The 26,099-nt window shown below is 72.7% G+C and carries 21 protein-coding genes, 1 tRNA gene, 1 other RNA gene and 1 pseudogene; 15 read left to right on the top strand and 9 right to left on the bottom strand.

Annotated elements, in window-relative coordinates:
- The first annotated feature begins 477 nt into the window (after positions 1–477).
- Positions 478–549, top strand: a tRNA-Arg gene (locus ACWEKM_RS38930).
- A 192-nt stretch (positions 550–741) separates the two neighbouring features.
- Here the strand turns inward: ACWEKM_RS38930 and rnpB are convergent.
- Positions 742–1,145: RNase P RNA component class A (rnpB, locus tag ACWEKM_RS38925), an RNA gene on the bottom strand.
- A gap of 262 nt (positions 1,146–1,407) precedes the next feature.
- Here rnpB and yaaA point away from each other — a divergent pair.
- On the top strand, positions 1,408–2,190 hold the full coding sequence (gene yaaA / locus ACWEKM_RS38920; RefSeq protein WP_451626019.1) for a peroxide stress protein YaaA: 783 nt from the start codon (positions 1,408–1,410) through the stop codon (positions 2,188–2,190).
- 83 nt (positions 2,191–2,273) lie between these two features.
- Complete coding sequence (gene eda, locus ACWEKM_RS38915; RefSeq protein WP_451626017.1) at positions 2,274–2,900, top strand: bifunctional 4-hydroxy-2-oxoglutarate aldolase/2-dehydro-3-deoxy-phosphogluconate aldolase; 627 nt, start codon at positions 2,274–2,276, stop codon at positions 2,898–2,900.
- A gap of 234 nt (positions 2,901–3,134) precedes the next feature.
- Here the strand turns inward: eda and ACWEKM_RS38910 are convergent, their stop codons facing one another.
- From ACWEKM_RS38910 to ACWEKM_RS38900, 3 genes are read right to left on the bottom strand one after another with little or no spacing between them, the layout of a single operon-like run.
- Positions 3,135–4,607: a bifunctional RNase H/acid phosphatase gene (locus ACWEKM_RS38910; protein WP_451626016.1), complete on the bottom strand. Its 1,473-nt coding sequence runs from the start codon at positions 4,605–4,607 to the stop codon at positions 3,135–3,137.
- Positions 4,608–4,619: 12 nt separating this feature from the next.
- Positions 4,620–5,363, bottom strand: a complete 744-nt coding sequence (locus tag ACWEKM_RS38905) for a zinc ribbon domain-containing protein (protein ID WP_451626018.1) — start codon at positions 5,361–5,363, stop codon at positions 4,620–4,622.
- Positions 5,360–6,244 (bottom strand): Nif3-like dinuclear metal center hexameric protein, encoded by an 885-nt coding sequence (locus tag ACWEKM_RS38900; protein ID WP_451626015.1) that lies wholly within the window; start codon positions 6,242–6,244, stop codon positions 5,360–5,362. The genes ACWEKM_RS38905 and ACWEKM_RS38900 overlap by 4 nt, the downstream gene beginning before the upstream one ends.
- Positions 6,245–6,431: 187 nt before the next feature.
- Here ACWEKM_RS38900 and ACWEKM_RS38895 point away from each other — a divergent pair, with 187 nt between their 5' ends.
- Positions 6,432–8,009 carry a hypothetical protein gene (locus tag ACWEKM_RS38895; RefSeq protein ID WP_451626014.1) on the top strand — a complete coding sequence of 526 codons (1,578 nt, stop codon included), beginning with the start codon at positions 6,432–6,434 and terminating at the stop codon, positions 8,007–8,009.
- 96 nt (positions 8,010–8,105) lie between these two features.
- On the top strand, positions 8,106–8,258 hold the full coding sequence (locus ACWEKM_RS38890) for a hypothetical protein (protein WP_451626013.1): 153 nt from the start codon (positions 8,106–8,108) through the stop codon (positions 8,256–8,258).
- Positions 8,259–8,502: 244 nt separating this feature from the next.
- Here the strand turns inward: ACWEKM_RS38890 and ACWEKM_RS38885 are convergent, their stop codons facing one another.
- The gene (locus ACWEKM_RS38885) at positions 8,503–9,396 is read right to left on the bottom strand and encodes a MaoC/PaaZ C-terminal domain-containing protein (RefSeq protein WP_451626012.1); all 894 of its coding nucleotides are present in this window, start codon (positions 9,394–9,396) and stop codon (positions 8,503–8,505) included.
- Positions 9,397–9,789: 393 nt separating this feature from the next.
- On the opposite strand from ACWEKM_RS38885, the pseudogene ACWEKM_RS38880 reads away from it, so the two are divergent.
- From ACWEKM_RS38880 to ACWEKM_RS38850, 7 genes and pseudogenes are all read left to right on the top strand, one after another.
- Positions 9,790–9,925: pseudogene (locus ACWEKM_RS38880) on the top strand (ABC transporter ATP-binding protein); the annotation flags it as partial.
- Positions 9,926–10,066: 141 nt separating this feature from the next.
- Complete coding sequence (locus tag ACWEKM_RS38875; RefSeq protein WP_451626011.1) at positions 10,067–11,389, top strand: sensor histidine kinase; 1,323 nt, start codon at positions 10,067–10,069, stop codon at positions 11,387–11,389.
- A 274-nt stretch (positions 11,390–11,663) separates the two neighbouring features.
- Positions 11,664–12,305, top strand: a complete 642-nt coding sequence (locus tag ACWEKM_RS38870) for a response regulator (RefSeq protein WP_451626010.1) — start codon at positions 11,664–11,666, stop codon at positions 12,303–12,305.
- 520 nt (positions 12,306–12,825) lie between these two features.
- Positions 12,826–14,556: an MFS transporter gene (locus tag ACWEKM_RS38865; RefSeq protein ID WP_451626009.1), complete on the top strand. Its 1,731-nt coding sequence runs from the start codon at positions 12,826–12,828 to the stop codon at positions 14,554–14,556.
- Between the two features lie 252 nt (positions 14,557–14,808).
- The gene (locus tag ACWEKM_RS38860) at positions 14,809–15,459 is read left to right on the top strand and encodes a class I SAM-dependent methyltransferase (RefSeq protein WP_451626008.1); all 651 of its coding nucleotides are present in this window, start codon (positions 14,809–14,811) and stop codon (positions 15,457–15,459) included.
- A 142-nt stretch (positions 15,460–15,601) separates the two neighbouring features.
- Positions 15,602–16,591, top strand: coding sequence for an N-acetylmuramoyl-L-alanine amidase (locus ACWEKM_RS38855; RefSeq protein ID WP_451626007.1), 990 nt, complete (start codon positions 15,602–15,604; stop codon positions 16,589–16,591).
- 160 nt (positions 16,592–16,751) lie between these two features.
- Positions 16,752–17,600, top strand: coding sequence for a hypothetical protein (locus tag ACWEKM_RS38850; RefSeq protein ID WP_451626006.1), 849 nt, complete (start codon positions 16,752–16,754; stop codon positions 17,598–17,600).
- A gap of 121 nt (positions 17,601–17,721) precedes the next feature.
- Here the strand turns inward: ACWEKM_RS38850 and ACWEKM_RS38845 are convergent, their stop codons facing one another.
- The 4 genes from ACWEKM_RS38845 to ACWEKM_RS38830 form a co-directional block, all read right to left on the bottom strand.
- Positions 17,722–18,300 (bottom strand): hypothetical protein, encoded by a 579-nt coding sequence (locus ACWEKM_RS38845; protein WP_451626005.1) that lies wholly within the window; start codon positions 18,298–18,300, stop codon positions 17,722–17,724.
- A gap of 114 nt (positions 18,301–18,414) precedes the next feature.
- Positions 18,415–19,503, bottom strand: coding sequence for a prenyltransferase/squalene oxidase repeat-containing protein (locus ACWEKM_RS38840; RefSeq protein ID WP_451626004.1), 1,089 nt, complete (start codon positions 19,501–19,503; stop codon positions 18,415–18,417).
- Positions 19,500–20,324, bottom strand: coding sequence for a class I SAM-dependent methyltransferase (locus tag ACWEKM_RS38835; protein ID WP_451626003.1), 825 nt, complete (start codon positions 20,322–20,324; stop codon positions 19,500–19,502). The genes ACWEKM_RS38840 and ACWEKM_RS38835 overlap by 4 nt, the downstream gene beginning before the upstream one ends.
- Entirely contained in the window at positions 20,318–22,174 is a 1,857-nt protein-coding gene (locus ACWEKM_RS38830; RefSeq protein ID WP_451626002.1) for a glycosyltransferase, read from the bottom strand. The genes ACWEKM_RS38835 and ACWEKM_RS38830 overlap by 7 nt, the downstream gene beginning before the upstream one ends.
- A gap of 206 nt (positions 22,175–22,380) precedes the next feature.
- Between ACWEKM_RS38830 and ACWEKM_RS38825 the strand changes: the two genes are divergently transcribed.
- The 3 genes from ACWEKM_RS38825 to ACWEKM_RS38815 all read left to right on the top strand — a co-directional run bounded on the left by ACWEKM_RS38825 (position 22,381) and on the right by ACWEKM_RS38815 (position 25,942).
- Entirely contained in the window at positions 22,381–23,022 is a 642-nt protein-coding gene (locus ACWEKM_RS38825; RefSeq protein ID WP_451626001.1) for a TetR family transcriptional regulator, read from the top strand.
- A 935-nt stretch (positions 23,023–23,957) separates the two neighbouring features.
- On the top strand, positions 23,958–25,295 hold the full coding sequence (locus tag ACWEKM_RS38820) for a prenyltransferase/squalene oxidase repeat-containing protein (protein ID WP_451626000.1): 1,338 nt from the start codon (positions 23,958–23,960) through the stop codon (positions 25,293–25,295).
- Complete coding sequence (locus ACWEKM_RS38815) at positions 25,292–25,942, top strand: SCO2322 family protein (RefSeq protein WP_451625999.1); 651 nt, start codon at positions 25,292–25,294, stop codon at positions 25,940–25,942. The genes ACWEKM_RS38820 and ACWEKM_RS38815 overlap by 4 nt, the downstream gene beginning before the upstream one ends.
- The last annotated feature ends 157 nt before the right edge of the window (positions 25,943–26,099 follow it).

Raw genomic sequence — 26,099 nt, 5'->3', positions numbered from 1 at the left:
TACGTCTGTCCAGAGCTGGGGCCGCCCGGACCGATCCATCCCGACATGCGCCGATCAGCCTGCTTCGCGGAGATCATTTCGCCGAGAAAACCTCAGTGGGTCGACTGATACAACCATCGCAGGCTCCACGGTGAGAGTTTCCGCCCGTCGAGTACGAAGCCAGCCACTACATGGAATTCGCAAAACACCAGGTCACAACCACAAACTGAGATCTCTATCGAACCCGGGGCGGTTCACCCCCACCGGCCCCAGCACACAACCGGCTCGCTTGGCCTGCCCGCGCACTCCGGACAACCTTCCCGTTCGATTGAGGGGAAAAATCTATGCCCCTATGCTTATCCGAGGAAGCCGTGATCTACGCCATGGTGCATGGGTCGACCGCAACAGGGAATGATCCGGAGAATATGAGCGAATGGGCCATTTCATTCTCGCGGGGCATGCGCGGGACGGCGGGCTTGACAACCTGTCAGGTAGGTGGCTGAACTGCGAAAACGCTCGGGAATCGGACGGCCTCCGGAGCCGTGTGCGCAGGTTCGAATCCTGCCAGCGGTTCGAGCCTGCGTAGCGCTCGCTCGGCACCCCGTCTGACAAGCCAAGTCACGCCCCGCCAGCCGCTCCCCCATTTCACAACCGTTGCACAATCACGCGGGAACTCCCGGGAACCCGCAGGTAGAAGCGGGAAGCCCCTCACACAAAAAATGGCCCTACCCGGGGTGAACCCCCAGGTCAGGGCCATAAAGGCAGACGAGTCGGGCTGTACGCCGGGTTCTGTTCCCCGGGTCCTCGCGGAGCCCGGGGCGACGGCCATCCATCTAGGGCCGGTGTTGCCACCGGCCTCGTGCGGTCTACCCGCGGACTCGGGCGGGCAGCCCTCGAACGTCCGCGCAGAGTGCGTTTTACCGCGCTCCTCTTGACCTTGCTCCGGGTGGGGTTTACCTAGCTGCCCAGGTCACCCTGGGCACTGGTGGTCTCTTACACCACCGTTTCACCCTTACCCGGCGCCGGAGCGCCGGGCGGTCTGCTTTCTGTGGCACTGTCCCGCGGGTCACCCCGGGTGGCCGTTAGCCATCACCCTGCCCTGTGGAGCCCGGACGTTCCTCGGGGAGCCCCCTAGGGGGACTCCACGCGGCCGTCCGCCCGGCTCGTCTGCCGTGTCGACCATGCTACCGGGCGTGCGGAGCGGCGCGGACCGGCGGCCGGGGCCGGCTCGAAGCCGGCCAGGGGCGGGGTGAAGGCCACGGTGATCGCGGCAACCGTCAGCGGCTCCTCCAGGGACCTCGTCCAGGAAACCTCGTTCAGGAACAGCGCGCCTGCCGGGACGGCCCGGCGGGTCGGCGGGTCGGATGCGTCGTGGTCGTACGCCGTACGCTGGCGCGCAGGTCGAGAGAAGGAGTCCCTGCTGCCATGGTGCTTGTCCTGCTGCCGCCGTCGGAAGGCAAGGCCGCGTCCGGCCGTGGCGCCCCGCTGAAGCCGGAGTCGCTGTCCTTGCCGGGGTTGGCCGTCGCCCGTGCGGCCGTCCTCGACGAGCTGGTCGAACTGTGCGCGGGCGACGAGGTCAAGGCACGCGAGGTGCTCGGGCTGAGCGAGGGGCTGCGCGGCGAGGTCGCGAAGAACACCGGGTTGCGCGCGGCCGGGGCGCGGCCCGCCGGGGAGATCTACACAGGTGTGCTGTACGACGCCCTCGGCCTGGCCTCCCTGGATCCGGCCGCCAAGCGGCGGGCCGCGCGGTCGCTGCTGGTCTTCTCCGGGTTGTGGGGTGCGCTGCGGGTGACGGACCGGATCCCGTCGTACCGCTGCTCGATGGGGGTGCGGCTGCCCGGTCTCGGGGCGCTGGGCGCGCACTGGCGCGGGCCGTTGGCCGACGTGCTGCCCGCGGCGGCCGGTGCCGGGCTGGTGCTCGATCTGCGCTCTGCCGCGTATGCCGCCGCCTGGAAGCCGCAGGGCGAGGTGGCGGGGCGGACGGCGACCGTGCGGGTGCTGCACGCGCCGACCCGGAAGGTCGTCAGCCACTTCAACAAGGCGACGAAGGGGCGGATCGTGCGCAGTCTGCTGTCGTCCGGCGCGGCACCGAAGGATCCGGGCGAGCTGGTGACGGCGCTGCGGGATCTCGGGTACGTGGTGGAGGCGCAGGCGCCCGTACGGGCGGGCCGGGCCTGGTCGCTGGATGTGCTGGTCACCGATGTGCACTGAGGACACCGGGCGACATACGGCATGCGTTGCATCATGTGCAATGCCTTTTGCGTATGGTGCTCGGCGCGGGCAGGATGAGCGGCATGTCCTCATCACCGTTGGATCTCGCGCCCGTCCTGCCCGTGGTCGTGGTGGCGGACGCCGCCGACGCCGTACCGCTCGCGAGGGCGCTGGTCGCGGGCGGGCTGCCCGCGATCGAGGTGACGCTGCGAACGCCCGCCGCACTCGCGGCTATCCGGGCCGTCGCCGCCGAGGTGCCGGACGCGGTGGTCGGTGCCGGTACGGTCCTCGGCCGCGAGCAGGTGGCGGACGCGTGCGGGGCCGGGGCGCGGTTCCTGGTCAGCCCCGGCTGGACGGATGCGCTGCTGGCGGCGATGGCCGGGTCCGGGGTGCCGTTCCTGCCTGGGGTGTCGACCACGTCGGAGGTGGTGGCGCTGCTCGAACGTGGGGTGCGGGAGATGAAGTTCTTCCCGGCGCAGGCGGCGGGTGGCACGGCGTATCTGAAGTCGCTGGCCGATCCGCTGCCGCAGGCCCGCTTCTGCCCCACCGGGGGGATCGGGCCGGCGAACGCCGCGGAGTATCTGTCCCTGCCCAACGTCGGCTGCGTGGGCGGCACTTGGGTGGTGCCGGCGGACGCCGTTGCGGCCCGGGACTGGGGGCGGATCGAGGCATTGGCCCGGGAGGCCGCGAAACTCCGACCGACCGTATGACCCCCAACGGGGCACGGAACTCCGGCCCACTGCTCGACCCTCAACGCGGCAGGGTCCCGGCCGGGCGCATGGCCCCCAACGCAGCAGGGCTACGGCCGGGCCATGTGACGCTCAACTCGGCGCGGGACTCCGGCCGACCGCGTGGCCCTCAGCACGGTCAGCCGCGGCACGCCTCGTCGCCGCGCGGGACGCCCCCCACCCGCGCGCGCCCAGCACACCCCGGCCGTGTGACGGTCAGCGCAGGTGGGATGTGTCGTTGAACAGCCGTACGCTCGCGTTGCCGTCCGCGTAGTACGCCACCGCCGACAGTGAGGCGGCCGACAGTTCCATGCGGAACAGGGACTCGGGCGGGGCGCCCAGGGCGAGGCGTACGAAGGTCTTGATCGGGGTCACATGGGTGACCAGCAGGACGGTGCGGCGCGCGTACGCGGTGACCAGTTCGTCGCGGGTGGCCGCGATGCGCGCGGCGGTCGCCGCGAAGCTCTCGCCGCCGCCGGTCGGGCGGGCCTCGGGGTCGGTCAGCCAGGCGTTCAGATCGTCCGGGTGGCGCTCGCGCACCTCGCCGAAGGTGAGCCCCTCCCAGGCGCCGAAGTCCGTCTCGCGCAGCCCGTCCGCGACGACCACCTCCAGGCCGAGCCGGGCGGCGACGATCGCGGCGGTCTGCCGGGTCCGGGCCAGCGGTGACGACACGATCGCCTGGACGGTGCCGCGCCGGGCGAGGGCCGCGGCGACCCGCTGCGCCTGCTCCCGGCCGACCTCCGACAGGGACGGATCGCCCCCGCCGCTCCCGGAGAACCGCTTCTGCGGGGTGAGCGGGGTCTCCCCGTGCCGCAGCAGCACGAAGGTGGCCGGAGCCCCGAGATCCGCGGGCGCCCATCCGGCGCTCGGCGCCGCCACGGCCCGTGCCGCCCGCACATCGGAGACCGCCTTGGCTCCGCCACCGGGCTCGCCGCGGCGCTCGCGGCTGGGTTCACGGCCCGGTTCGCCCCCGGGTGCACGGCCCGGTTCACGGCCGGGCTCGCCGCCCGGTCCGCCACCGGACTCACGGCCCGGTTCACCACCCGGCTCACGGCCGGTGGCCCCGCGTTCCGGGACCGCGCCCGTCGCCATGTCGCCGGGCGGGCCGGACGACGCCGCCTCCGTGTCCCCGGCCCCGGCCCCATCCCGAGCCCCTGCCCCATCCCGGACCCCGGCCCCATCCCGAGCCCCGGCCGCGTCCAAGGCCCCGGCGGCCCTGTCCCGGGCCGCGGCCGTGCCCAAGGCCGCCGGCGGCGAATCCGCAGGGGACCACTGTTCGCCGCGGCGGCCCGCGTCCATCGCCTCGTTGGCCAGGCGGTCGGCGTGTTTGTTGCGGTCCCGGGGGATCCACTCGTAGGTCACGCGGTCCGGCGGCAGAACGCGGGCCGCCTCCGCGGCGAGCGGCTTCAGGTCGGGGTGTTTGATCTTCCAGCGGCCCGACATCTGCTCGACGACCAGCTTGGAGTCCATGCGGACGTGGACGGCGGCGCCGGGGTCGAGGTCACGCGCGGCCCGCAGTCCGGCCAGCAGCCCGCGGTACTCGGCGACGTTGTTGGTGGCGATGCCGATGTACTCGGCGGACTGCAGCAGCGCCTCGCCGGTCACCGCGTCGAGCAGCACGGCGCCGTAACCCGCCGGCCCCGGATTGCCGCGCGACCCGCCGTCCGCCTCGACGATGAACTCCCGCACGCCCGGGGCCCCTTACAGACCGGACTCGGCCGTGCGCACCAGGATGCGGCGGCAGTTCTCGCAGCGCACCACCGTGTCCGGCGCGGCGGTGCGGATCTCGTTCAGCTCGGTGATGGCCAGCTCCTGGCGGCAGCCCTGGCAGGTGCGCTGATACAGCTTGGCCGCGCCGATGCCGCCCTGCTGCCCGCGCAACTTGTCGTACAGCCCCAACAGGTCGGCGGGGACGGCCCCGGCGATGACCTCGCGCTCCTTGGTCACCGTGGCCGCCTCGCCGTCGATCTCCTCGAACGCGGCGTCCCGGCGGCCGTTCGCGTCGTCGATCTTCGCCTGTACGGAGGCCACCCGCTCGGTCAGCTCGCCCACCCGCTCCTGCGCGCCCTCGCGCCGCTCCATGACCTCCAGGACGACGTCCTCCAGGTCGCCCTGCCGCTTGGCGAGGGAGGCGATCTCCTTCTGGAGGTTCTCCAGGTCCTTCGGGGAGGTGACCGCGCCGGAGTCGAGGCGCTGCTGGTCGCGGGCGGCGCGCTGGCGCACCTGGTCCACGTCCTGCTCGGCCTTGGTCTGCTCGCGGGCGCAGTCACTCTCCTCGGTCTGCGCGGCCACGAGCAGGTCGCGCAGCTGGGCGTGGTCCTTGGTCAGCGACTCGATCTCGGCGTGCTCGGGCAGCGACTTCCGCCGGTGCGCCAGCTGTTGCAGGCGGACGTCGAGGCCCTGGACGTCGAGGAGTCGGATCTGGTCGGCGGGCGCTGCGTTCAGTTGGGGGCTCCCGGTGCGTGAGAAGAGGCGCCTGTGGCGCCCGGTGAAAGGGCGGTGGCGGACGCCGCGTGGGCGGTCCAGGGATCGGTGACCGTCGTGGAGACATGGACCCGCAGGTCCCATCCGTGCCGGTCGGAGATCTCGTCGAGTTGGGCCGCGGCCAGCTCGCACCAGGGCCACTCGGTGGCCCAGTGCGCCGCGTCGAGCAGGGCGAGCGGGGCCTGTGCGACGGCCTCGGAGGCCGGATGGTGGCGCAGGTCGGCGGTGAGGAAGGCGTCCGCGCCGGCCGCCCGGACCTGGTCGAACAGGCTGTCGCCGGAGCCGCCGCTGACCGCGACCGTGCGGACGACCGCCTCGGGGTCACCGGCGACCCGGATGCCCTGCGCGGTGGCGGGCAGCCGCTCGGCGGCACGGGCGGCGAGTTCGCGGACGGTGACGGGGTGGTCGAGTTCGCAGACCCGGCCGAGGCCGCGGCGGCCGGCCGGATCGGTGGGGTCGGGCACGAGGGGGCGTACGACCCGGAGGTCCAGCGCCCCGGCGAGCGCGTCGGAGACGCCCGGGTCGGCGGTGTCGGCGTTGGTGTGGGCGACGTGCAGTGCGATGTCGTTCTTGATCAGCGTGTGCACGACCCGGCCCTTGAAGGTGCCGGCCGAGACCGTCGTCGTACCGCGCAGATAGAGCGGGTGGTGGGTGACGAGCAGGTCGACGCCGAGCTGCACCGCCTCGTCCACCACGTCCCGCACCGGGTCGACGGCGAACAGAACCCGGCGGACGTCCTGGTCGGGGTCGCCCACGACCGTGCCGACCGCGTCCCAGGACTCGGCCCGCTCGGCGGGCCACAGGTTCTCCAGCGCGGCGATGACTTCAGACAGACGGGGCACGGGAAAAGGCTACCTGCCTGTTCCGCGGGGACCTACCGGCTGCGGACGCGAAGAGCCCGCGCAGCACATGCGTCCCGGTTTCCTCAGACAAACCGCTGCGCGGCCACCCTTATGTGTGAAGAGGCCGCTCGTCGGTGCCACGCCTGTGCGTGCGAAAACTACGTTCGTCGCCGGAGGTGACCGAACGATGACGGCCTGTGCGATCGAACCCTCGGCAGCCGACGCGGACGACGGCGTACCGGAGGCGTGCTGCACCATCACGGCGGACGGCGCCTATGCCGCCCGGCTCGCGCTGGACGACGGCTCCTGGTTCCCGGAGCGCTGGACGCTGGACGGCCCCGAACCGTACGCCGTGCCGCTGCCCGCCAACCAGCCGGAGGAGCCCGGCACCGAGGTGCAGCCGATGGGCGACGGGCGGGTCCTGATCCACCGGCGGGTGGCCGGACGGCATGTGTTCGCGCTGCTGTATCCGACCGGACCGGGCACCGGGGAGCTGCCGCTCGGCGCGGTGGAGTGCGCGGACGCGGGTACCCGGCTGCGGCTGCTGCCGCCCGCCCCGGGCGGGGCGCACGCCTATGCCCTCGCGGTCGGGCGGCGTTCCACGGCGGTGTGGCTGGTGGCGGGCGGCGCCTTCGGACCCGAGTTTCTGGCCGAGGTGCCGGGGCGCTGCTCGGGCGGGGTCTGGCTGGACGGTACGGGCCGACTGCTGGCCCTGGACCGGGAGGTCGGCGGGCGCACCAAGGCGATCGTGGTGGATCTGGAGCGGGGCGGCGAGGTGTCACCGCTGTTGCAGATCACGGCCGACAGCAACGACCGGCTGCTGCTCGCCGATCCGGACAGCGGGCTGCTCCTCATCGCCTCGGACGCGCCCTCGCCGGGCCGGGAGCGGCTCGGCTGGGGTGTGCTGGGCAGCACGCTGCCGGTGCGCTTCCCGGAGAGCCTGCGGATGCCGGACTGCGCGGTGACGCCGTTCGCGATCCAGCCGGGGCAGGTGCTGACGCCGGAGCGCTGTGCGGTGGCGCTGCGCGTGGAGGGCCCGCCCGGCAGCTGGGTCGGGGTGTGGCGGCCCGCGGAGCGGCAGGTGTGCCCGCTCCCGGCGCCCGCGGGGTGGTTGGCGGGGGCGGGGCGATGGACCGCGGACGGGGTGCTGCTGCTGCCGTACGCCACCGAGAAGGAGCCGTGCGGGCTGGCGCGGATGGCGGTGCCCGCGGGTGAGGGACGCGAGGGGTGCGAGGGGCGCCCTTGGATGGCCGCCCCGGGCGGCTCGGCCGCATCGGCTTCCTCGGCGGCATCCGCTTCCTCGGCGGCATCGGCCTCTTCCCCGGCCACATCGGCTTCCTCAGCCGCATCGGCTTTCCCAGCCGCGTTGACCTCCTCGGTCACATCGGCTTCCTCGGCGGCATCCCAAGCCCCGGCCGCACCGGTTTCCGCTGCCGCGCCCCAAGCCCCGGCCGCACCGACTCCCTCGGCCACACCGGTTCTCTCGATCGCGCCTCAAGTCCCGACCGCACTAGCCTCCTTGGCCGAACCGGCTTCCTCGGTCGCCCCCGACGCCCCGGCCGTCCCGGCGTGGGCGGTGTCCGGTGAGCCGATGGCGCCCGGCTGGCCGACGGCGCCCGAGTGGCCGACGGCGCCCGTCGATACGGCGGCACCCGAGGTGTCGGCGGCCGTCCCGGAGACGGTGGAATCGGAGCCTCCGCGACCGGTCGCACCGCGTCCCGTGCCCCTCCAACAGGCCCCCCTGGGACGTCTTGTAACGAAGTAGTCCCAGTTGGTGTACCCGCCTGGATTCGGCCCAAGGTGTGCCGGTTAGACTCGCCCGGCTGTACGAAAGATGACGTTGACGGGGTGAATTCTTCCGATGAGCGAAACCAGCACCATGCAGCCGCGGTCCGCTGGCTCTCAGGAGACCGACGGACACGGCAAGCACCGGGGGCCGGTCTCGGCCCAGGACGGCGAGACGGCCCCGAGCGGCCGTCACCGCAAGCCGGAGCCGACCGGGTCGGCGGCCTGACGGAACACACAGGAAGCGGGGGCCGACCGTCGACCGACGGCCGGCCCTCTTCTGTGTCGCCCTGTATCCCCCCGTTGTATCCCCCCGTTGTCACAGGTCCTGACGTCGATACCCGGCGTCGGTGTCGGGACCACCGCCGTCCTACCGGTCACGGTCACGGTCACGGTCACGGCCAGCTTGCCCTGGCCGATCTCGTGCAGTGTGGCTGCGCGCGTGCTGCGTCTCCCCTCAACAACGGTCTGCATCAGGTGTGTTCGACGATCGTGTCGGTGAGGACGAGTGCCTCGTCCCTCCCCCGCTCCCGGCTTCGCTCAAGCGGGGGAACCCCCGTGGCGCTCACGGCAACCCGGACCGCGCCCGGCTGCCGCCACATGCGGATGCGCAGCGTCTCGCCGGGGTACACCACTCCGGCAAAGCGGGTGGTGTAGGCGCGGACCCGGGTCACGTCGCCGTCGAGCAGGGTGTCGACGACGGCCTTGAGCGTCATGCCGTAGGTGCACAGCCCGTGCAGGATGGGCCGGTCGAACCCGGCCGACTTGGCGAACTCGGGGTCGGCGTGCAGCGGGTTCCAGTCGCCGGAGAGCCGGTAGAGCAGGGCCTGGTCCTCGCGGACGGCGCGCTCGATGGTCAGCTCGGGCTCGCCGGCGGGCAATTCGAGGAGCGAGGCGGAGGGTCCGCGATCGCCACCCCAGCCGCCCTCGCCACGTACGAAGATCTGCGCGTCGCTGGTCCACAACGGGCCGTCGGCGTCGGCGACTTCGGTGCGCATGACGAGGACGGCGGCCTTGACCTTGTCGTACACGGCGGTGATCCGGCCGGTGGCGGTGGCCGTGCCCGCGACCGGGATGGGCCGGTGCGGGGTGAGGGACTGGCCGCCGTGCAGGACGCGGGCGAGGTCGACCTCGATGCCGGGCATGGACAGGCCGCTGATCACGCCGGGCGAGCCGCTGCCGGCGACGGTGGCGAAGCTGGGCAGGACGTGCAGCCGGGACTCCAGGGTGTAGTGCAGCTCGTCGGGGTCGGTGGCGGGCCGACCCGCGCCGATGCCGAGGTGGTAGAGCTGGACGTCCTTGTGGTCCCAGGTGATCTCCCAGGAGCGGGGTTCGGCGGCGAGGGCCTTGGCTGCGTCGATGGGCATACGGCTCCTGACACGGGCGGCGGCCGGTGAGGGCGGCCGGGCGGGCGGGTCACCGCGGCTCACCACGGCCGCGAGACCCCGGCGCGGGTGTCCGCACCGTCGGCCGTCTCCGCAGTCGTCACGGGCCGACCTAGAACGCGTTCCAGTCCGGCGCCCCCTGTATAGCCGAGCACGCGGCACTTGTGAAGGCTCGTGACACCCCGTCAGACCAGCGTGGCGGGCCAGTCGGCGTGGCAGGGCCGTCGGCACGGCGCGGCAGCCAACATGGTGGGACAGTCGACATGGTGGGGCAGCAGGCATGGCGGGGCCGCCGGCGTGGCGGGACATTTGTCCTGCCCGGGTCCGTACAAGAGCCTCTGCCGGGCGCGGGTCCGGATCCATAACGTCGTAGGCATGACACAGACGGAACACCCCGCCGTGTCCTTCACGGGGGCGGTCAGGACATACGGCGCGGTCCGCGCCGTGGACGGCATCGACCTGGAGATCGCGCGGCGGGAGCGTGGCACTGCCCGGCCGCGACGGTGGTGGCCTGGCTCATGGCGTTCGACGCGTACGCCGTGCTGTCCTACCGACATAAGCCACAAACCCTGTGAACGGGGGCGGGAGCAGTGACCGACCGGGGGCCGGGGACAGTGAATCGGGGGCAGGAACAGTGAACCGGAGCGAGGACATGAGGTGGTGGCGGGGCCTGGTGTGCCAGGTGGGCGCCCTGCGGGCGGCGCGCGCCCGGTGGCGGGAGGACATGGTGCGTTTCAAGGCCGAGCAGAAGGCGGCCCGCAAGACCGGGCGGATGCCCGAGCATCCGGGCCCGTCGCCCACCGGCTTCGCCCTGCTGCCCTGGCTGCTGATGGGGATGGGCTCCCTGTCCAACCTGCTCCAGGGGCAGACCCCCGACCCGTGGGTCGGCGGCCTCGGCCTGCTCACCTTCAACTCCCTCTACATCTATGTGTCCTTCCGCTCCTTCGACCGGGCGAAGCGGGAGGCGACGGCCACCCGCGTCGCCCTGGGGCTGATGGCCGTGGTGACCAGTGTCCTGGCCCTCGGGTACGGGGGCAGCTGGCTGATGTTCTTCCCGCTGCTCGGCCTCGCGACGGGCGCGGCCGTGCGCGGTCCGTGGCTGGGCCGCGTCGGGCTGCTGCTGTCCGGGTACGCGGGCGCGGTGTCCTGGCTGCACGACGGGTCGGACGCGATGACCATCGCCTACGGCACGTTCCTGTCGACGATGGTGACGGCCGCGATCCTCTCCCTGTCCGAGGCCGTGCGGGAGCTGCGCGCCGCCCGGGAGGAGCTGGCCCGCCGCGCCGTGGAGAAGGAGCGTCTGCGCTTCTCCCGCGATCTGCATGATCTGCTCGGGCATACGTTGTCGGTGGTCGTGGTGAAGTCGGAGGCGGCCCGCAGGCTGGCCTCGCGCGACCTGGACGCGGCGCTCGCGCAGATCGGCGACATCGAGTCCGTGGGCCGGCAGGCGCTGACCGAGATCCGCGAGGCGGTGACCGGCTACCGCGAGGGCAGCCTCGCCACCGAGCTGTCCCGGGCCCGCTCGGTGCTGTCCGCGGCGGGCGTGGAGCCGGTGGTCCGGCAGTCCGGCGCCCCGCTCGCTCCGCAGACGGAGGCGCTGCTGGGCTGGGTGGTCCGCGAGGCGGTCATCAACGTCGTACGGCACAGCGGCGCGAGCCGCTGCGAGATCGCCGTCGACTCCGCGACGGAGCGGGTGCGGCTCACGGTCACGGACAACGGCACCGGCGGGCCGGTCGGGACCGGTGCGGCGGTCGGCACCGCCACGGCGGTCAGGACCGGCCTGGCGGTCGGCGCGCCTCGGGAGGGCGTCGGCGGTACCGGTCTGACGGGGCTGACCGAGCGTCTCGCGACGGCGGGCGGCTCGCTGCGGGCCGGCCCATCGCCGCGCGGCGGCTTCACGGTCACCGCCGAACTCCCGCAGGACTCAACAGAGTTGATGACCACCGGGGTGGTTACGCCGCCCAGCGCGAGCTGACCGCCAGCCGACGTCGCCGCTCCACGAGCCACCGCCGCTCCAAACGCCCGAACCGCCGTCGGTCGCTTTCAGCGCGAAACGGTCCTGTCCGTTGTTCTTCAGCAGCGCGGTGACACACGTCGGACGGGCCGGTTCCCTCCGAAACGGTGTCAACCGGCCGCGGCGGCCAAGTAGGTACGGCGAACCGCGCCGCGTCGAGGTGGCCACCGACATTCGCGGCAAGGTGGCCCCGCCCGGCACGCCCCGGCAAGCACCCCGCTCTAGCCTGTTCTGCGTGAACGAGTTGCCGCGGGAGCACCGCCCACTCAGGGGTACAAGAGTTCTGCTCGCCGAGGACCAGGGCATGATGCGGGGCGCGCTGGCCCTGCTGCTCGGCATGGAGGACGACATCGAGGTGGTGGCCCAGGTCTCGGCGGGCGACGCGATCGTGGACGCCGCGCTGCTGCACCGCCCGGACGTGGCACTGCTGGACATCGAACTGCCGGGCATGAGCGGACTGGAGGCGGCGGCCGAGCTGCGCGCGCAGGTGCCCGACTGCCGGGTGCTGATCCTGACCACGTTCGGCCGGCCCGGCTATCTGCGTCGGGCCATGGAGGCCGGGGCGGCCGGATTCCTGGTCAAGGACGGGCCGGTGGAGGAGCTGGCGGTGGCGATCCGGCGCGTACTCACCGGGGAGACGGTGGTCGACCCGGTGCTGGCCGCCGCCGCGCTGAGCGCCGGGCCGAATCCGCTGACCGGCCGGGAGTGCGAGGTGCTGAAGGCTTCGGCGGACGGCGCGACCGTCGCCGACATCGCGGCGAAGCTGCATCTGTCCGAGTCGACGGTCCGCAACTACCTGTCCGCGGCCATCGGCAAGACGGGCACCCGCAACCGCATGGAGGCCCTACGCGAGGCCCGCCGCCAAGGCTGGCTGTAACCCGCCCCCACGGCACCAGGAAGCGCCGGGCCCCGTCGTCCGACGCCGCCCGCCCACCCCACGACGCCGTACAACACCCGGCCAAGCGCCCGGTCCGATCCGGCCTTCGCGGCACAGGCGAACCCCCTGCAACTACGGCTACGGCTACGGCTGTGACTGCGGCTCGATCGCCGAGCGCCTCGTAGGTCAGCGGTTCGTTGATGGAGAAACAGTCGTGCGGTTCCACCACGTCCACGGCCCACGGCCACGGCCACATCCGCACCCGCACCCGCACCCGCGTCCTCGATAACGAGCCCGGCGCGCTCGTACGCCTGCCGGGCCGCCGCGCGGGACATCGGCTGTCCGACGGCGATGGACCTCCGCCGACCTGTGACGTCGCATCAGATCTCCATGGGAGGGTCAAGGATTTGTTGGGGCCGCGAAGCGACGGAATAGTTGCCCGTGCATACGAGGTTCCCCTAACACCATCCCGCGCGGTTCACCGATCACTTCACCCCTTCCGGCCCGGAGGACTCAGTCCATGACGCACACGAACGACCAGCCCACCCGGAGTGCGAGCGGGACCGTGGTCCCGGTGCTCGCCTTCGCGGGCATCGTGGTCGCGGTGATGCAGACCCTGCTCGTCCCCGTCATCAAGGACCTGCCACAGCTGCTGAACACCTCGCCCAGCAACGCCACCTGGGTCCTCACCTCGACACTCCTGTCCGGCGCCGTGGCCACCCCGATCATGGGCCGCCTCGGCGACCTGTACGGCAAGCGGCGCATGCTCATATCCAGCCTCGCGGTGATGGTGGTCGGCGCGCTGATCAGCGCGGCCACCAGCCAGCTGATCATGATGATCGTGGGCCGTACGCTCCAGGGCTTCGCGATGGGCGCGATCCCGCTCGGCATCGGCCTGATGCGCGACATGCTGCCGCGCGAACGGCTCGGCTCGGCGATGGCCCTGATGAGTTCCTCGATCGGCGTCGGCGGCGGCCTCGCGCTGCCGGCCGCGGCCCTGGTCGCCCAGCACACGAACTGGCACGCCCTGTTCTACGGCGCCGCCGTCCTCGGCGCGCTCGCCATCGCCCTCACCCTCCTCGTCGTCCCCGAGTCCCCGATGCGCGCCCCGGGCTCCTTCGACCTGCCCGGCGCGCTCGGTCTGTCCATGGGCCTGGTCCTGGTGCTCCTGCCGGTCACCAAGGGCAGCGACTGGGGCTGGTCGTCCGGGACCACGCTCGGCCTGTTCGGCGCGGCCGTCGTGGTGCTCGTGCTGTGGGGCCTGCTGGAGCTGCGCGTCAAGGCGCCCCTCGTCGACCTGCGCACCACCGCCCGCCGCGAGGTCCTGCTGACCAACCTCGCCTCGATCATGGTCGGTGTCTCCTTCTACGTCGTCTCACTCGTCCTGCCCCAGCTGCTCCAGCTGCCGAAGTCCACCGGATACGGCCTCGGCCAGTCCATGGTCGTCGCGGGTCTGCTGGTGGCGCCGCTCGGCCTGACGATGATGTTCACGGCACCCGTCTACGCCCGGCTGTCCGCCAAGTACGGCCCCAAGGTCACCCTGATCCTCGGCCTGCTGATCATCGCGATCGGCTACGGTGCCGGCCTCGGTCTGATGAGCGCCCCCTGGCAGAGCCTGGTCATCGCGATGATCCTCGGCGCGGGCATCGGCCTGGCGTACTCCTCGCTGCCCGCGCTGATCGTCGGCGCGGTCCCGGCCTCGGAGACGGGCGCGGCCAACGGCCTCAACACCCTGATGCGCTCCATCGGTACGTCCGTGTCCAGCGCCGTGATCGGCATGGTGCTCGCCAACACGGCGAACACCGTGGGCGGCGTCGCGATCCCGACCATGCACGGCTTCCGCGTCTCCTTCCTGATCGCGACGGCCGCGGTGGCGGTGGGCCTCACCCTCGCCGTGTTCCTGCCGAAGCCCGACCGCTCCTCGCAGCTGCGGGCGAGCAGCGAGGAGGAGGCCAACCTGGAGCGCGCCGAGCAGGCGCTGCGCGGCTTCCGGGGCCGGGTCCTGGACGCCGACGGCGCCCCGGTCGCCCGCGCCAAGGTCACCCTGATAGACCGCCGGGGCCGGCAGGCGGGCGCCACCCTCTCTGCGGAGGACGGCAGCTACGCCCTGGCCGTGCCCGCCGGGGGCGCCTACGTGGTGGCGGCGAGGGCCGTGGGCCACGGCCCGCACGCCTCGTCCGCGACCCACACGGGAGACGAACGCCCGGTCGCCCTCGACCTCGCCCTGCCGGGCGAGACCATCAGCGCCTGAGCCCACGAACCGCGACCACAGACCGAGACCGCATCACACCACGGACCGAGACCGCAGACCGAGACGACCTGATACCGCGGACCGAGACGACCGCCCGCGAGCAGCGCCACCCGCACCCCCGTCGCCCCGGCGCCGGGGGTGCGGCAGCATAAGCACCCGTACGCACGTACGCCCCTACACAGGTACGCCCATACGCACGTACGCCCATACGCACGTACGCCCATACGCAGGTGAACGACCGAGAGGACTCCCATGCCCGCGGCACCGAAGCCCGAGATTCTGGCCGCGTTCGAGGCGGCGAAGGGGTTCATGCCCCGGGACGAGGGACTCGCGCTGTATGCGGCGGCCGTCGAGGCAGGACGGCTGGGCCTGCCGCTGCTGGAGGTCGGCACGTACTGCGGGCGCTCGACGATCCTGCTCGCGGACGCCGCCCGGCGGTGCGGGGTGAGCGCGCTCACCGTGGACCACCACCGCGGCAGCGAGGAGCAGCAGCCGGGCTGGGAGTACCACGACCCGGAGACGGTCGACCCCGAGGTCGGCCTGATGGACACGCTGCCCGTGTTCCGCAGGACGCTGCACCGGGCGGGCCTGGAGGAGCATGTGGTCGCCCTGGTCGGCCGCTCGCCGCGGATCGCCGCCTGCTGGAACTCCCCGCTCGGGCTCGTCTTCATCGACGGCGGCCACACCGACGAGCACGCCACCGCCGACTACGAGGGCTGGGCCCCCCGGGTGACCGAAGGCGGCCTGCTCGCCATCCACGACGTGTTCCCGGACCCGGCGGACGATTTCACCGGCCAGGCCCCGTACCGGATTTGGCTCAGGGCGCTGGCCTCCGGCGCGTTCGCCGAGGTCTCGGCGCACGGTTCGCTGCGCGTGCTGCGGCGAACGGGAGCGGGGATCTGAGCACGAGGCCGGAGTCGCACCGAAAACCTGCTCTCCCGCTGGGGGGAGCAGGAACCCGGTGGCGGCCACGACCGGATGACCCCGGCGTCGGGTCGCCATGGATCCTGTGGACGCCAGGGACGACACCACTAGGGTGGGGCCCGTGTCGTACGTAGGCCCCGACTTCGAACCCCCGCAACCGCGCCGCTCCCGGCGCCCGCTCATGGTGGCGCTGGCCGCCCTGGTGCCGGGCGCGCTGCTCGGCTGGCTCGTGTACCAGACGGTGGGCGGCTCGGGCGGCTCCGCCGCGGCGGGTGACGCGTCCACGTCCCCGGCCGCCGCGTCCTCGGCGTCCGCCGGGCGCTCGGCGCCGTCGACCGGCTCGCCGGACTCCCCGGCCGCCGCCCCGTCCTCCCGGTCGTCCCCGCGCGACGACGCCAAGCCGACGTCCGCGACACCCGGCCCCGCCGGCACCGAGCCGCTCGCGGGCAAGGTGGTCGTCATCGACCCGGGACACAATCCAGGCAACTTCCGGCATACAACAGAAATCAATCGCAAGGTTGATATCGGCACGAACCAGAAGGAGTGCGATACAACGGGCACGGCCACCGACGACGGCTACCCGGAGGCGGAGTTCACCCTGGACGTGTCCCATCGGCTGCGCACGCTGCTGGAGCAGCAGGGCGCCACGGTGAAGCTGACCCACGACCGGGACGAGCCCGCGTGGGGTCCGTGCGTGGACGAACGGGCTCGGATCGGCAACACCGCGCACGCGGACGCGGCGATCTCGATCCACGCGGACGGCTCGGCGGTGGGCAACCGCGGGTTCCATGTGATCCTGCCGGGCTCCGTGCACTCCGGCGGCGCCGACACCCGCCCGATCGTCGGCCCCTCCCGCCAACTCGGCGAGCGGATCGCGGGCAACTTCGTGCGCGTCACGGGCAGCGCGCCCGCCAACTACGTCGGCGGCGGCACCGGCCTCGTCACCCGCGAGGACCTGGGCGGTCTCAATCTGTCAACGGTTCCGAAGGTCTTCATCGAGTGCGGCAACATGCGCGACAGCAAGGACGCGGCCCGGTTGACCAGCGGTGCCTGGCGGCAGAAGGCGGCGGAGGGGATCTCTGAGGGAATCGTGAGTTTCCTGCGCGGGTAGGGTCGCGCGGGTCTCACCGGGCGGACACCGTGATCGTACGGACGGTAGGGTCGGCCTACGATGAGGGGCCACCCCCGCGCTTCACACCGGCCCTTGAGGGGCGACCCACGGTGACAGCGAAGCCTCCACCGACGACGAGACGACCTACGAAGGACCTGAAGTGAATATCCGCTCCCTCACTAGGGGCGACGGCGTGGTGATCGGAGCAGCGGTGTTGCTGTTCATCGCGTCGTTCCTCGACAACTACTCGTACAACGGGGCACCGAGCAACATCGACCTGCCGAGCCTGTGGGCGAGCGGACCGGTCCTGCTCAGTGTCGTTCTCGCGGGGATCATCGGCGCCGCGCTCCTCGTCTTCACCCGGCTGCAGCCGCAGCCCCGCAAGGTGGTCGGCCTCGAACTCGGCCCGTTCGGCGTGGCCCTCACGCTCTTCGCCGCGTGGAGCGCGCTCGGCAACGTCATCGACCCGGCGGGCGCCGCGAACAACTTCGGCAACTCCAGCGACGGCCCGAGCGCCGGCACCGGTCTCATTCTCGCCCTCATCGCCACCCTGGTCATGGCGGCGGGGGCCATCGCCACCCCGCTGGTGCCCGCCCTCCAGCTCGGTCTGGTCCCGGCCCCCAAGCCGGCCACCCCGCAGCCGGCCTACGGTACGCAGCCCCAGGGTGCTTACGGCTACCCCGGCGCCGCGCAGCAGCCGTACGGCGGGCAGCCGCAGCACGGCCAGCCGCAAGGCCCGCCGCAGGGGCAGGCGCAGGGGCAGCCGTTCGGCCAGCAGCCGCCGGCCCCCCAGCAGCAGGCCCAGGCCGGGGAGTTCTCGCCGTTCTGGTTCGCCGTACCGGCGCCGCGGCCGCTGTTCGCCGAGGACGGCTCGCCCGCCCCGATCGCCGAACTGGCGCCGGGCACCTGGTACCTGGCGGTCGAGCAGCGCGGGGCGCAGCTGATCGCGCAGACCCAGGACGGCCGCCGCGGTGTGCTCCAGGACACCTCCGGCATCCAGCGCGGCTGAGCCGCGCCGGTCCACGACCGTCGTATCCGGCCCCTCGCCCTTCCGGGCGGGGGGCCGGATGCGTCCTGGCCGAACTCAACTCCCGGCCGGCGCTCAGCCCTTGGCGCCGTTGACCCGTTGCTCAGCTCTTGGCGCCGCTGACCAGTTGCCCGGTCGTCGGTACCTGGTTGTGCACCACGGCGCCCTGGCTCTTCCCGGCGTCCTTCACCTGGTTGATGATGTTGTTGTAGGAGTCGGCCGCCTGGTCACCGGAGGTGCCGCCCTTGCGCAGCTTGGCCGGCAGGTCCTTGAGCCCCGCGATGCCCGCGCTGAGGGGGGCGAGTGCCTTGGCGAGCGCGGGATCGCCCTTGGCGTTCCGCACGGCCGCCTTCAGCCGGTTGTACGCGAAGGCGCCCGCGAGCCCCGCCTTGACCAGCGCGGTCTTGCGGCCCGGCGCGCCCTTCTTGAACTTGCCCTCCTTGGCGGGCTTGACGATCCACTTGTAGGTCGCCCCGGCCGCGAGTCCGGCGTTCACCACGAACCGGGTCTTGGCGAACTTCTGCCGTTCCGCGGACGTGGTGGGGCTGGGTGTGGCGGCGATGAGGATCGCCGCGTGCGTGTCCCGGGTGGCGGTCTGGCTGCTCCCGCAGGCGGTGGCGCCTGCCAGCAGGGCGCAGCACACTGTGAGCGCGACAACGAGGCGCCGCATCGGTACAGTCACGGGATTTCCTCCGGGATGTTCTCCCCGAGCAGACGGTCCTCTCCCCGACCGGAAAAAGGTCTCTCCGGCAGCCTCACCCCGGAGCGCCGACTACGCCACTCGGGGGAGGACCGTTCAGATTTCACCTTCTGTCTGGGCGCAGCAGTCGGGGGCCAGACCGTGCGGCAGCCGGGCTCCGCCGAACACGACGCAGGTGGCCTCGTGACCGCCGAGCGCGGCCACCGCGAGAAGCAGGGAGCCGGCCGTCCACGTGGTGAGTTCGCGGGGCCAGACGGTGTCCTCGTCGAAGACGTAGCCGGTCCAGTACAGGCCGGTGGCCGGGTCGCGCAGATGCTGGATGGACCGGAGTATGTCCAGGGCGCGGTCGGATTCACCGATCGCCCACAGGGCGAGGGCGAGTTCGGCGGACTCGCCGCCGGTGACCCAGGGGTTGGGCACCACGCAGCGGACGCCGAGGCCCGGCACCACGAAGCGGTCCCAGCCCTCCGCCATGCGGGACCTGGCCTCCGCCGCGGTCAGCGCACCGCCCAGCACCGGGTAGTACCAGTCCATCGAGTACCGGCTCTTGTCGAGGAAGCGCTCGGGATGCCGGCGGATCGCGTGGCGCAGCGAACCGAGGGCCAACTCCCAGTCCGGTTGGGGCTCTTCGCGCTGCTCGGCGATGGCGAGCGCGCAGCGCAGGGCGTGGTGGATGGAGGAGCTGCCGGTGAGCAGCGCGTCGGCGGTCTCGGTGCCGTCGTGCTCGCGCCGCCAGCCGATCTGGCCGCCGGGCTGTTGCAGCCGCAACACCCACTCCAGCGCCGCGCGGACGGTCGGCCACATGCGGTCGAGGAAGGCGTCGTCGCCGGTGGCGAGGTAGTGGTGCCAGACCCCGACGGCTATGTATGCCACGAAGTTGGACTCGCGGGCGCGGTCCGTGACATCGTCGTGCGCCCCGTCCGCGTAGGCGGCGTGCCAGGAGCCGTCGTCGTTCTGGTGCCGCGCCAGCCAGGTGTACGCCCGTTCCGCGGCGTCGTGTTCGCCGGCCGCGTCGAGGGCCATGGCGGCCTCGGTGTGGTCCCACGGGTCGAGGTGGTGCCCGCGGAACCAGGGGATCGCGCCGTCCTCCCGCTGCACGCCGAGGATGCTGCGCACGGTCGCGGCGGCCTGCTCGGCGGTGAGGACCCCGGGCAGGACGAGGTGTTCTGTCCGGGGCGTGGTCACCGGGCGGCCGTCACGGTGTCCTGGACCGTCGCGGTGTCCTCAGTCGCCGTGCTGTCCTCAGCCGCCGTGCTGTCCTCGGCCGCCGTGGTCTTCCCGGGCAGCCGGGGCAGGTGCGGCTTGGTCGCGTACGCCACGAAGCTCTTGCCGATGAGCGGGTTCAGCGCCCGCTCGGCGAGCCGGGTGGCGAGCGGTTTCTTCATGATGTCCCAGACCAGCAGCTTGTGGTATGCCTGCACCGGCAGCACCTTGTCGTTGTCCACGCCGAAGGCGCACTTGAGCCACCAGTACGGGGAGTGCAGGGCGTGGGCGTGGTGGGTGCCGTACGGCCGCAGGCCCGCCCCGCGGATCTTCGCCAGCAGTTCGTCGGCGCGATAGATGCGGATGTGGCCGCCCTCGACCTCGTGGTAGGCGTCGGACAGCGCCCAGCAGACCTTCTCGGGGCCGTAGCGCGGGACGGTGATCGCGATGCGGCCGCCCGGTTTCAGCACCCGCACCATCTCGGCGAGCACGCCCTTGTCGTCGGGGATGTGCTCCATCACCTCGGAGATGATGACGACGTCGAAGGACTCGTCGGGGAAGGGCAGCGCGAGGGCGTCGCCCTCCATGGCCGTGGCGGTGGCGCCCGCGGGAGCCTCGCCCGCCTCCCGCATGGCCGCGAACCAGGTGGCGACCTCGCGGATCTCCTCACCGTTGCGGTCCAGCGCCACGACCCGCGCGCCCCGCCGGTAGCACTCGAAGGCGTGCCGTCCGGCTCCGCAGCCGAGGTCCAGGACGCGGTCGCCCGGGGCGAGCGGGAACCGGGAGAAGTCGACGGTCAGCACGTGGCCCTGCTTTCGCGATCGAGGTCGGCGTCGGTGACTGCGGTGGTACCGGGGGCGGCGGATTCGGCGGATTCGACGGAAGCCGCGGGCACGGCGGGCACGGCGCCTGAAAGGGCCGCCCCGCGAGCGCCAGAGGAGGCGGCCTCGGCACGGGCGCCAGGAGAGGCGGCCTCAGCGGGGACGGCAGGGGCAGCGCCCGACGAAACCGCCACGCCCGTGACAGGGGCAGCGCCCGACGAGTCCGCCGCACGAGCCACAGGATCCGCACCCGCCGAGACCACGCCCTCGGCGGCTCCCGACGAATCCACCGCACCAGCGGCAGCAACATCGCCCGGCGAATCCGCCGCGCCAACGGCGAGAACGCCGCCCGGTGCGACCGCAACGCGCACAGCAGAATCCGCACCCGCCGAGACCGCGCCCCGGGCCGCGCCCGGGGAAACCGCCGCGCCGGCGGCGCGCCGCGAGGCCGACGCGCGGGTGGCGAGGCCCTCGGGTGAGGGGGACGTGGCGCGGGCGATGGCCTCGCGGTAGTGGGCGACGGTGCCCTCGGCGGCGCGGGCCCAGGTGAAGTGGCGGAGCACCCGCGCACGGCCCGCACGGCCGAGCCGGGCACGCAGGCCGGGGTCCCGGAGGAGCCTGCTCAGCGCGGCGGCCAGCGCCCCCGCGTCGCCGGGCGGCACGGCCAGGCACGTCTCCCCGTCGCGGCCGGCCACCTCGGGGATCGCACCGCCGGTGGTGGCGACCAGCGGGGTGCCGGTGGCCATGGCCTCGGCCGCGGGCAGCGAGAAGCCCTCGTACAGCGACGGCACGCACGCCGCCTCGGCGGAACGCACCAGATCGACCAGTTCGGCGTCCGTGATGCCCTTGACGAACTCGACGGCGCCCTGAAGGCCGTACCGCTCGATGGCGTGGGCGACCGGCCCCTCCTCGGCCCGCTTGCCGACGACGACGAGATGCGCGGCCGGGTGCTCGGTACGTACCTTCGCCAGCGCCTCGACAAGGAAGACGAGGCCCTTGAGCGGCACGTCGGCGCTGGACGTGGTCACGATCCGGCCGGGGACCAGGGGCACGGACGGGTCCGGGGCGAACAGGTCGGTGTCGGCGCCGATGTGGACCACATGCACGCGGTCGTCGCGGACGCCGAGGTGGTCGACGATCTCCTGGCGGGAGGTGCCGGAGACGGTGAGGATCGACGGCAGGCGGCGGGCGACCCGCTTCTGCATGCGGGTGAAGCCGTACCAGCGGCGCACCGAGAGGCGGCGGCGCCGGCCCTCGGCGGCGTCCAGCTCCAACTGCCTGTCCACGGTGATGGGATGGTGGACGGTGGTAACCAGGGGCGCACCGACATCGCCCAACAGGCCGTAGCCGAGGGTCTGGTTGTCGTGCACGACGTCGAACTCGCCGCGCCGGGCGAGCAGTCGGCGGCGGGCGCGGAGCGAGAAGGTGAGCGGCTCGGGGAAGCCGCCGGTCCACATCGTGGCGACTTCGAGGGCGTCGATCCAGTCCCGGTACTCGTCCCACCGGGGGGTGCGGAAGGGGTCCGGCTGGCGGTACAGGTCGAGGCTGGGCAGCTCGGTCAGGGTGAGCCCGGGCAGCTCCGCGTCAAGGACCGGGTAGGGCTGGGAGCCGATGACCTCGACGCGGTGGCCGAGGCGGGCCAGCTCGCGGGAGAGGTGCCGGACGTAGACGCCCTGTCCGCCGCAGAACGGGTTCCCTTTGTAGGTGAGGAGCGCGATGTTGAGCGGTCGCTCTCCCCCAACGAGTTCTCGGCTTGGCTCGGACAGGGAGGTGGTGCCCCCACCGGCTGCGGGGCCGTCGTCCGCACCCGCATCGCTGGCCTCAGCGGTCACTCCGGGCCCCCTTCTCCCCCGCGCTGTCCCGCGAGATTACGCCGGGACGGTAATCTAGAACAAGTTTCAGACTTGATCGTTCAAGGAGCTCTGAATCTACCGGCAGGTAGGGGTGCCGTGAGCGCCGGATCGGGTGATTCACGCCACGACGCCCCTACCATGCTGTGCGATCAGCAGCCTTCACCGACAGTCACGGAGCGGGACCCATGCCTGCGCAAGCCAAGGCGAACGTCAGCGCCGCCGCATCGAGGCAGCCGGCCTCGTCGCCCCTCACGGAGCGGCAGGAGGCCCGTCGCCGCCGGATCCTGCACGCGAGCGCGCAGCTGGCCGGCCGGGGCGGCTTCGACGCGGTGCAGATGCGGGAGGTCGCCGAGTCCTCCCAGGTGGCGCTCGGCACGCTCTACCGCTACTTCCCCTCCAAGGTGCACCTGCTGGTCGCGACCATGCAGGCCCAGCTGGAGCAGCTGCACGGCACGCTGGGCCGCAGGCCCCCGACCGGCGAGACGGCGGCCGAGCGGGTCGCCGAGACGCTGATGCGGGCCTTCCGCGCCCTGCAGCGCGAGCCGCATCTGGCCGACGCGATGGTGCGCGCCCTGACCTTCGCGGACCGCAGCGTGAGCCCCGAGGTCGACCAGGTCTCCCGGCAGACCACGGCGATCGTGCTGGACGCGATGGGCCTGGAGAACCCCACCCCGGAGCAGCTGTCTGCGGTCCGCGTCATCGAGCACACCTGGCACTCGACGCTGATCACCTGGCTCTCGGGCCGCGCCTCCATCGCCCAGGTCAAGATCGATATCGAGACGGTGTGCCGGCTGATCGACCTGACGGCCCCCGAAGAGCGTGCGTAGACGCAAAAAAGGACCTACGAGACGGGTTCCCTTCGCCGGCATTGCCCGGATCAGGTATTGGAGGTCGCCTTCCGGCCCAACCACTGCCTTCCGGCCTCTCAGCCCGACCGTCGACGTCGGCCCCGGCGGATGCTTGCGCGTCTCGCCCGAGTCGGCTACTCCGGTCGAACTCCCTCACTCGCCCCGTAGGCCACTACCAGCATAGAACTCCTCATCGAGGACGTAACCCCCCAAAAGCGAAAATTTTACTCTTCGGGTGGGAACACCGGCTCCCCGCCGCCGACAGCCTGATCACGATGGCCCCCACGGGACAGCCCTCCGCCACCGGCACCTACCCGCCCGCGTCGGCACCCGCCTCGACAGGCCGGGACTGGCGCCCGACGTCGAGACGCCCGACAGCCCCGCGGTCACAGGGAGCCCAGGCGGGCCCGTTCCAGCAAGACCTAGCCAGGGGACGCCCCGCTCCAGCGGGGTGCGGAATGCCTCTTTAGTCCGCTCTGACGGTCGGCAGGACTCACGGATCTGCACTGTTCACGACTTTAGTCGTGGGTGGAGTCACGAGATCGATGACGTAGTGGACCGGACCCCCAGCTCGACCGGGGCGACGGTGACGCCGAAGACGCGCCCCCGCGCCCCTTTGGGGCGTTGTCGTAGCCGCCCCTTCAGGGGTCTGAGACGGGTCGGTAGAGTAGGTGGGTCGTCATCACACCCGTACGGGGGGAAGCCGGTGCAATTCCGGCGCTGACCCGCAACCGTGAACCGGACTTCCAGGTCCGGTGAGCCGGACTGCCCCGGGCGGGACGTTGACCGGCTCACGTGCGTCGGCACCCGCCGCGCACGGCACCGTCGAGGTTTACGGGGCCGAGCCGCCCGGGGTGTCCCGTGCTGCCCGGCTTCCTCGCGAACCGACCCGCGAAGAGAGGCACCCGCCGACCATGAACGTCCGCCGCAGCGCAGCGGCCCTGGCCGCCGTCGGCGTGCTCGCCGCCGCAGCGCCCGCCCTGGCCGCAAGCCCCTCACCGTCCCCGTCGGCCGCGCTCCCCTCCGGCCTGTACGGCGACACGGACCCGAAGTACGACGGCGTCTGGCGGCAGTCGCTGGCGCTGCTCGCCCAGCGCACGGTGTCCGTGACGCCCGCCGCCAAGGCGGTCGACTGGCTGACCGGACAGCAGTGCGCGAACGGCGCGTTCGCCCCCTTCCGCGCCGAGCCCGCGCGGGACTGCGACGCCAAGGTGATGGTCGACACCAACAGCACGGCCGCCGCCGTCCAGGCCCTGGCGGCGACCGGCGGGCACAAGGACGCCACCGGCAAGGCGGTGACCTGGCTGAAGTCGGTGCAGAACGAGGACGGCGGCTGGGGCTACGCACCGGGCGGCGCGAGCGACGCGAACTCCACGGCCGTGGTCATCGGCGCGCTCGCGGCGGCCGGTGAGCGGCCCGCGGAGGTCGTCAAGGGCGGCAAGGACGGTAAGGACGGCAAGTCCCCGTACGACGCGCTGCTGAAGCTGGCCCTGCCCTGCTCCGGCGAGGGCGGGGGCGAAGGCGAAGGCACGGGCGAGGATGGCAAGGGCAAGGATGCGGGCGCGGGTGCCTTCGCCTATCAGCCGGACAAGAAGGGCGCGTTGACCGCCAACGCGGACGCCACCGCGGCGGCCGTGGTGGGCGCGCTGGGCGCGGGCCTCGACGCGAAGGCAGGCAAGCCCGGCGAGCCGGGCGAGGCATCGGACAAGGGGTCGGGCACGGGATCCGGCACGAGCTGCGCGGCGTCGGACCGGCTCACTCCCGAACAGGCCGCGGCCAACGGCGCGTCGTACCTGGCACGGGCCGTCGCCAAGGACGGCCACCTCACCTCCGCGCTGGCCGGTGCGCCCGAGCAGCCCGACTACGGCAACATCGCCGACGCGGTCGTCGCGCTCGCCGCGCAGGGCGGTGCGGGCCGGGCCGCCAAGCCGCTGGCCTGGCTGGAGAAGAACGCGGCGGCCTGGGCGAAGCAGAGCGGACCGGCCGCGTACGCCCAGCTCATCTTCGCGGCGCACGCCACCGGCACGGACCCGCGGAACTTCGGCGGCACGGATCTGGTACGGGCGCTCAACGCGACCGGCCCGGCGCCGCAGACGGCCAAGGCGTCGGAGACGGCGGAGACGGCCGACGCGTCCGGCAAGAAGGACGACGACGGCCCGGGCGCCGGCCTGTGGTGGATGGTCGGCAGCGGTCTGGCCGCGGGCGCCGGCATCGGATTCCTGCTGAGCAACCGCAGAAAGCGGCAGCCGTGACCGGCGTCCGGCGCGGCGCGCTCCTGCTGCTGGCCGCGCTTCTGTTCTGGGGGGCCGCGGGCCAGGCACAGGCCGTCGGCTACCGCTACTGGTCCTTCTGGGAGCGCGAGGGCGACCGGTGGACGTACGCCACCGAGGGCCCGTCGACGGCCCGCCCCGCCGACGGTGCCGTGCAGGGCTTCCGCTTCGCGGTGAGCGAGGACTCCGCCGACGCCACGCATCCGCGCGACACGGCCTCGTTCGACGCGATCTGCGCGCGGACGCCCGAGCGGGAGGGCCGCAAACGGGTGGCACTGGTCCTCGACTTCGGTACGGCGGCGGACGCGCCCGAGGGCGAGACGCCGCCGAAGGCACGGACCGCTTGCGCGGTGGTCGCGCCCGACGCGACGACGGCCGAGGCCCTGGCGGCGGTCGCGGGGCCGCTGCGCTACGACGCCAACGCCCTGCTGTGCGCCATCGCCGGATACCCGCGCAAGGGCTGCGGCGACCAGGTGGCGGACGCCGGCGACAGGCCGACGACCGCCGCGAAGCAGCCGACGGCCACCGGGGACGACGGCCCGTCGATCGGCCTGTGGGCAGGCGCGGCGGCCGTCGCCGTGCTGGGCGCGGCGGCCTTCTGGCAGGCCCGTCGGCGCCGGAATGGGTAAGAGCTCCGAACAGAGTGGGAGTCCGATCAGCGTGCGGCGTCTGGTGCGTGCGATCGCAAGGCGCCGGAAGGCCCTCGTAGCGGAGCTACGAGGGCCTTGCGGGCACCCCCCCCCCGGGCGGGGCCGCACGGGCCCCCCCGGGGGCCCCTCTGTTATG

Source organism: Streptomyces sp. NPDC004752, from assembly GCF_053601275.1.
The sequence above is the reverse complement of the archived record's forward strand: the minus strand, read 5'-3'. Positions and strand labels throughout refer to the sequence as shown.

What these genes read in the sequence shown, in the direction of transcription:
- ACWEKM_RS38825 (WP_451626001.1), top strand. Translation starts at nt 22,381, where the DNA reads ATGCCTGCGCAAGCCAAGGCGAACGTCAGCGCCGCCGCATCGAGGCAG.
- ACWEKM_RS38860 (WP_451626008.1), top strand. Translation starts at nt 14,809, where the DNA reads ATGCCCGCGGCACCGAAGCCCGAGATTCTGGCCGCGTTCGAGGCGGCG.
- ACWEKM_RS38820 (WP_451626000.1), top strand. Translation starts at nt 23,958, where the DNA reads ATGAACGTCCGCCGCAGCGCAGCGGCCCTGGCCGCCGTCGGCGTGCTC.
- ACWEKM_RS38865 (WP_451626009.1), top strand. Translation starts at nt 12,826, where the DNA reads ATGACGCACACGAACGACCAGCCCACCCGGAGTGCGAGCGGGACCGTG.
- ACWEKM_RS38890 (WP_451626013.1), top strand. Translation starts at nt 8,106, where the DNA reads ATGAGCGAAACCAGCACCATGCAGCCGCGGTCCGCTGGCTCTCAGGAG.
- ACWEKM_RS38895 (WP_451626014.1), top strand. Translation starts at nt 6,432, where the DNA reads ATGACGGCCTGTGCGATCGAACCCTCGGCAGCCGACGCGGACGACGGC.
- ACWEKM_RS38875 (WP_451626011.1), top strand. Translation starts at nt 10,067, where the DNA reads ATGAGGTGGTGGCGGGGCCTGGTGTGCCAGGTGGGCGCCCTGCGGGCG.
- ACWEKM_RS38885 (WP_451626012.1), bottom strand. Translation starts at nt 9,396, where the DNA reads ATGCCCATCGACGCAGCCAAGGCCCTCGCCGCCGAACCCCGCTCCTGG.
- eda (WP_451626017.1), top strand. Translation starts at nt 2,274, where the DNA reads ATGTCCTCATCACCGTTGGATCTCGCGCCCGTCCTGCCCGTGGTCGTG.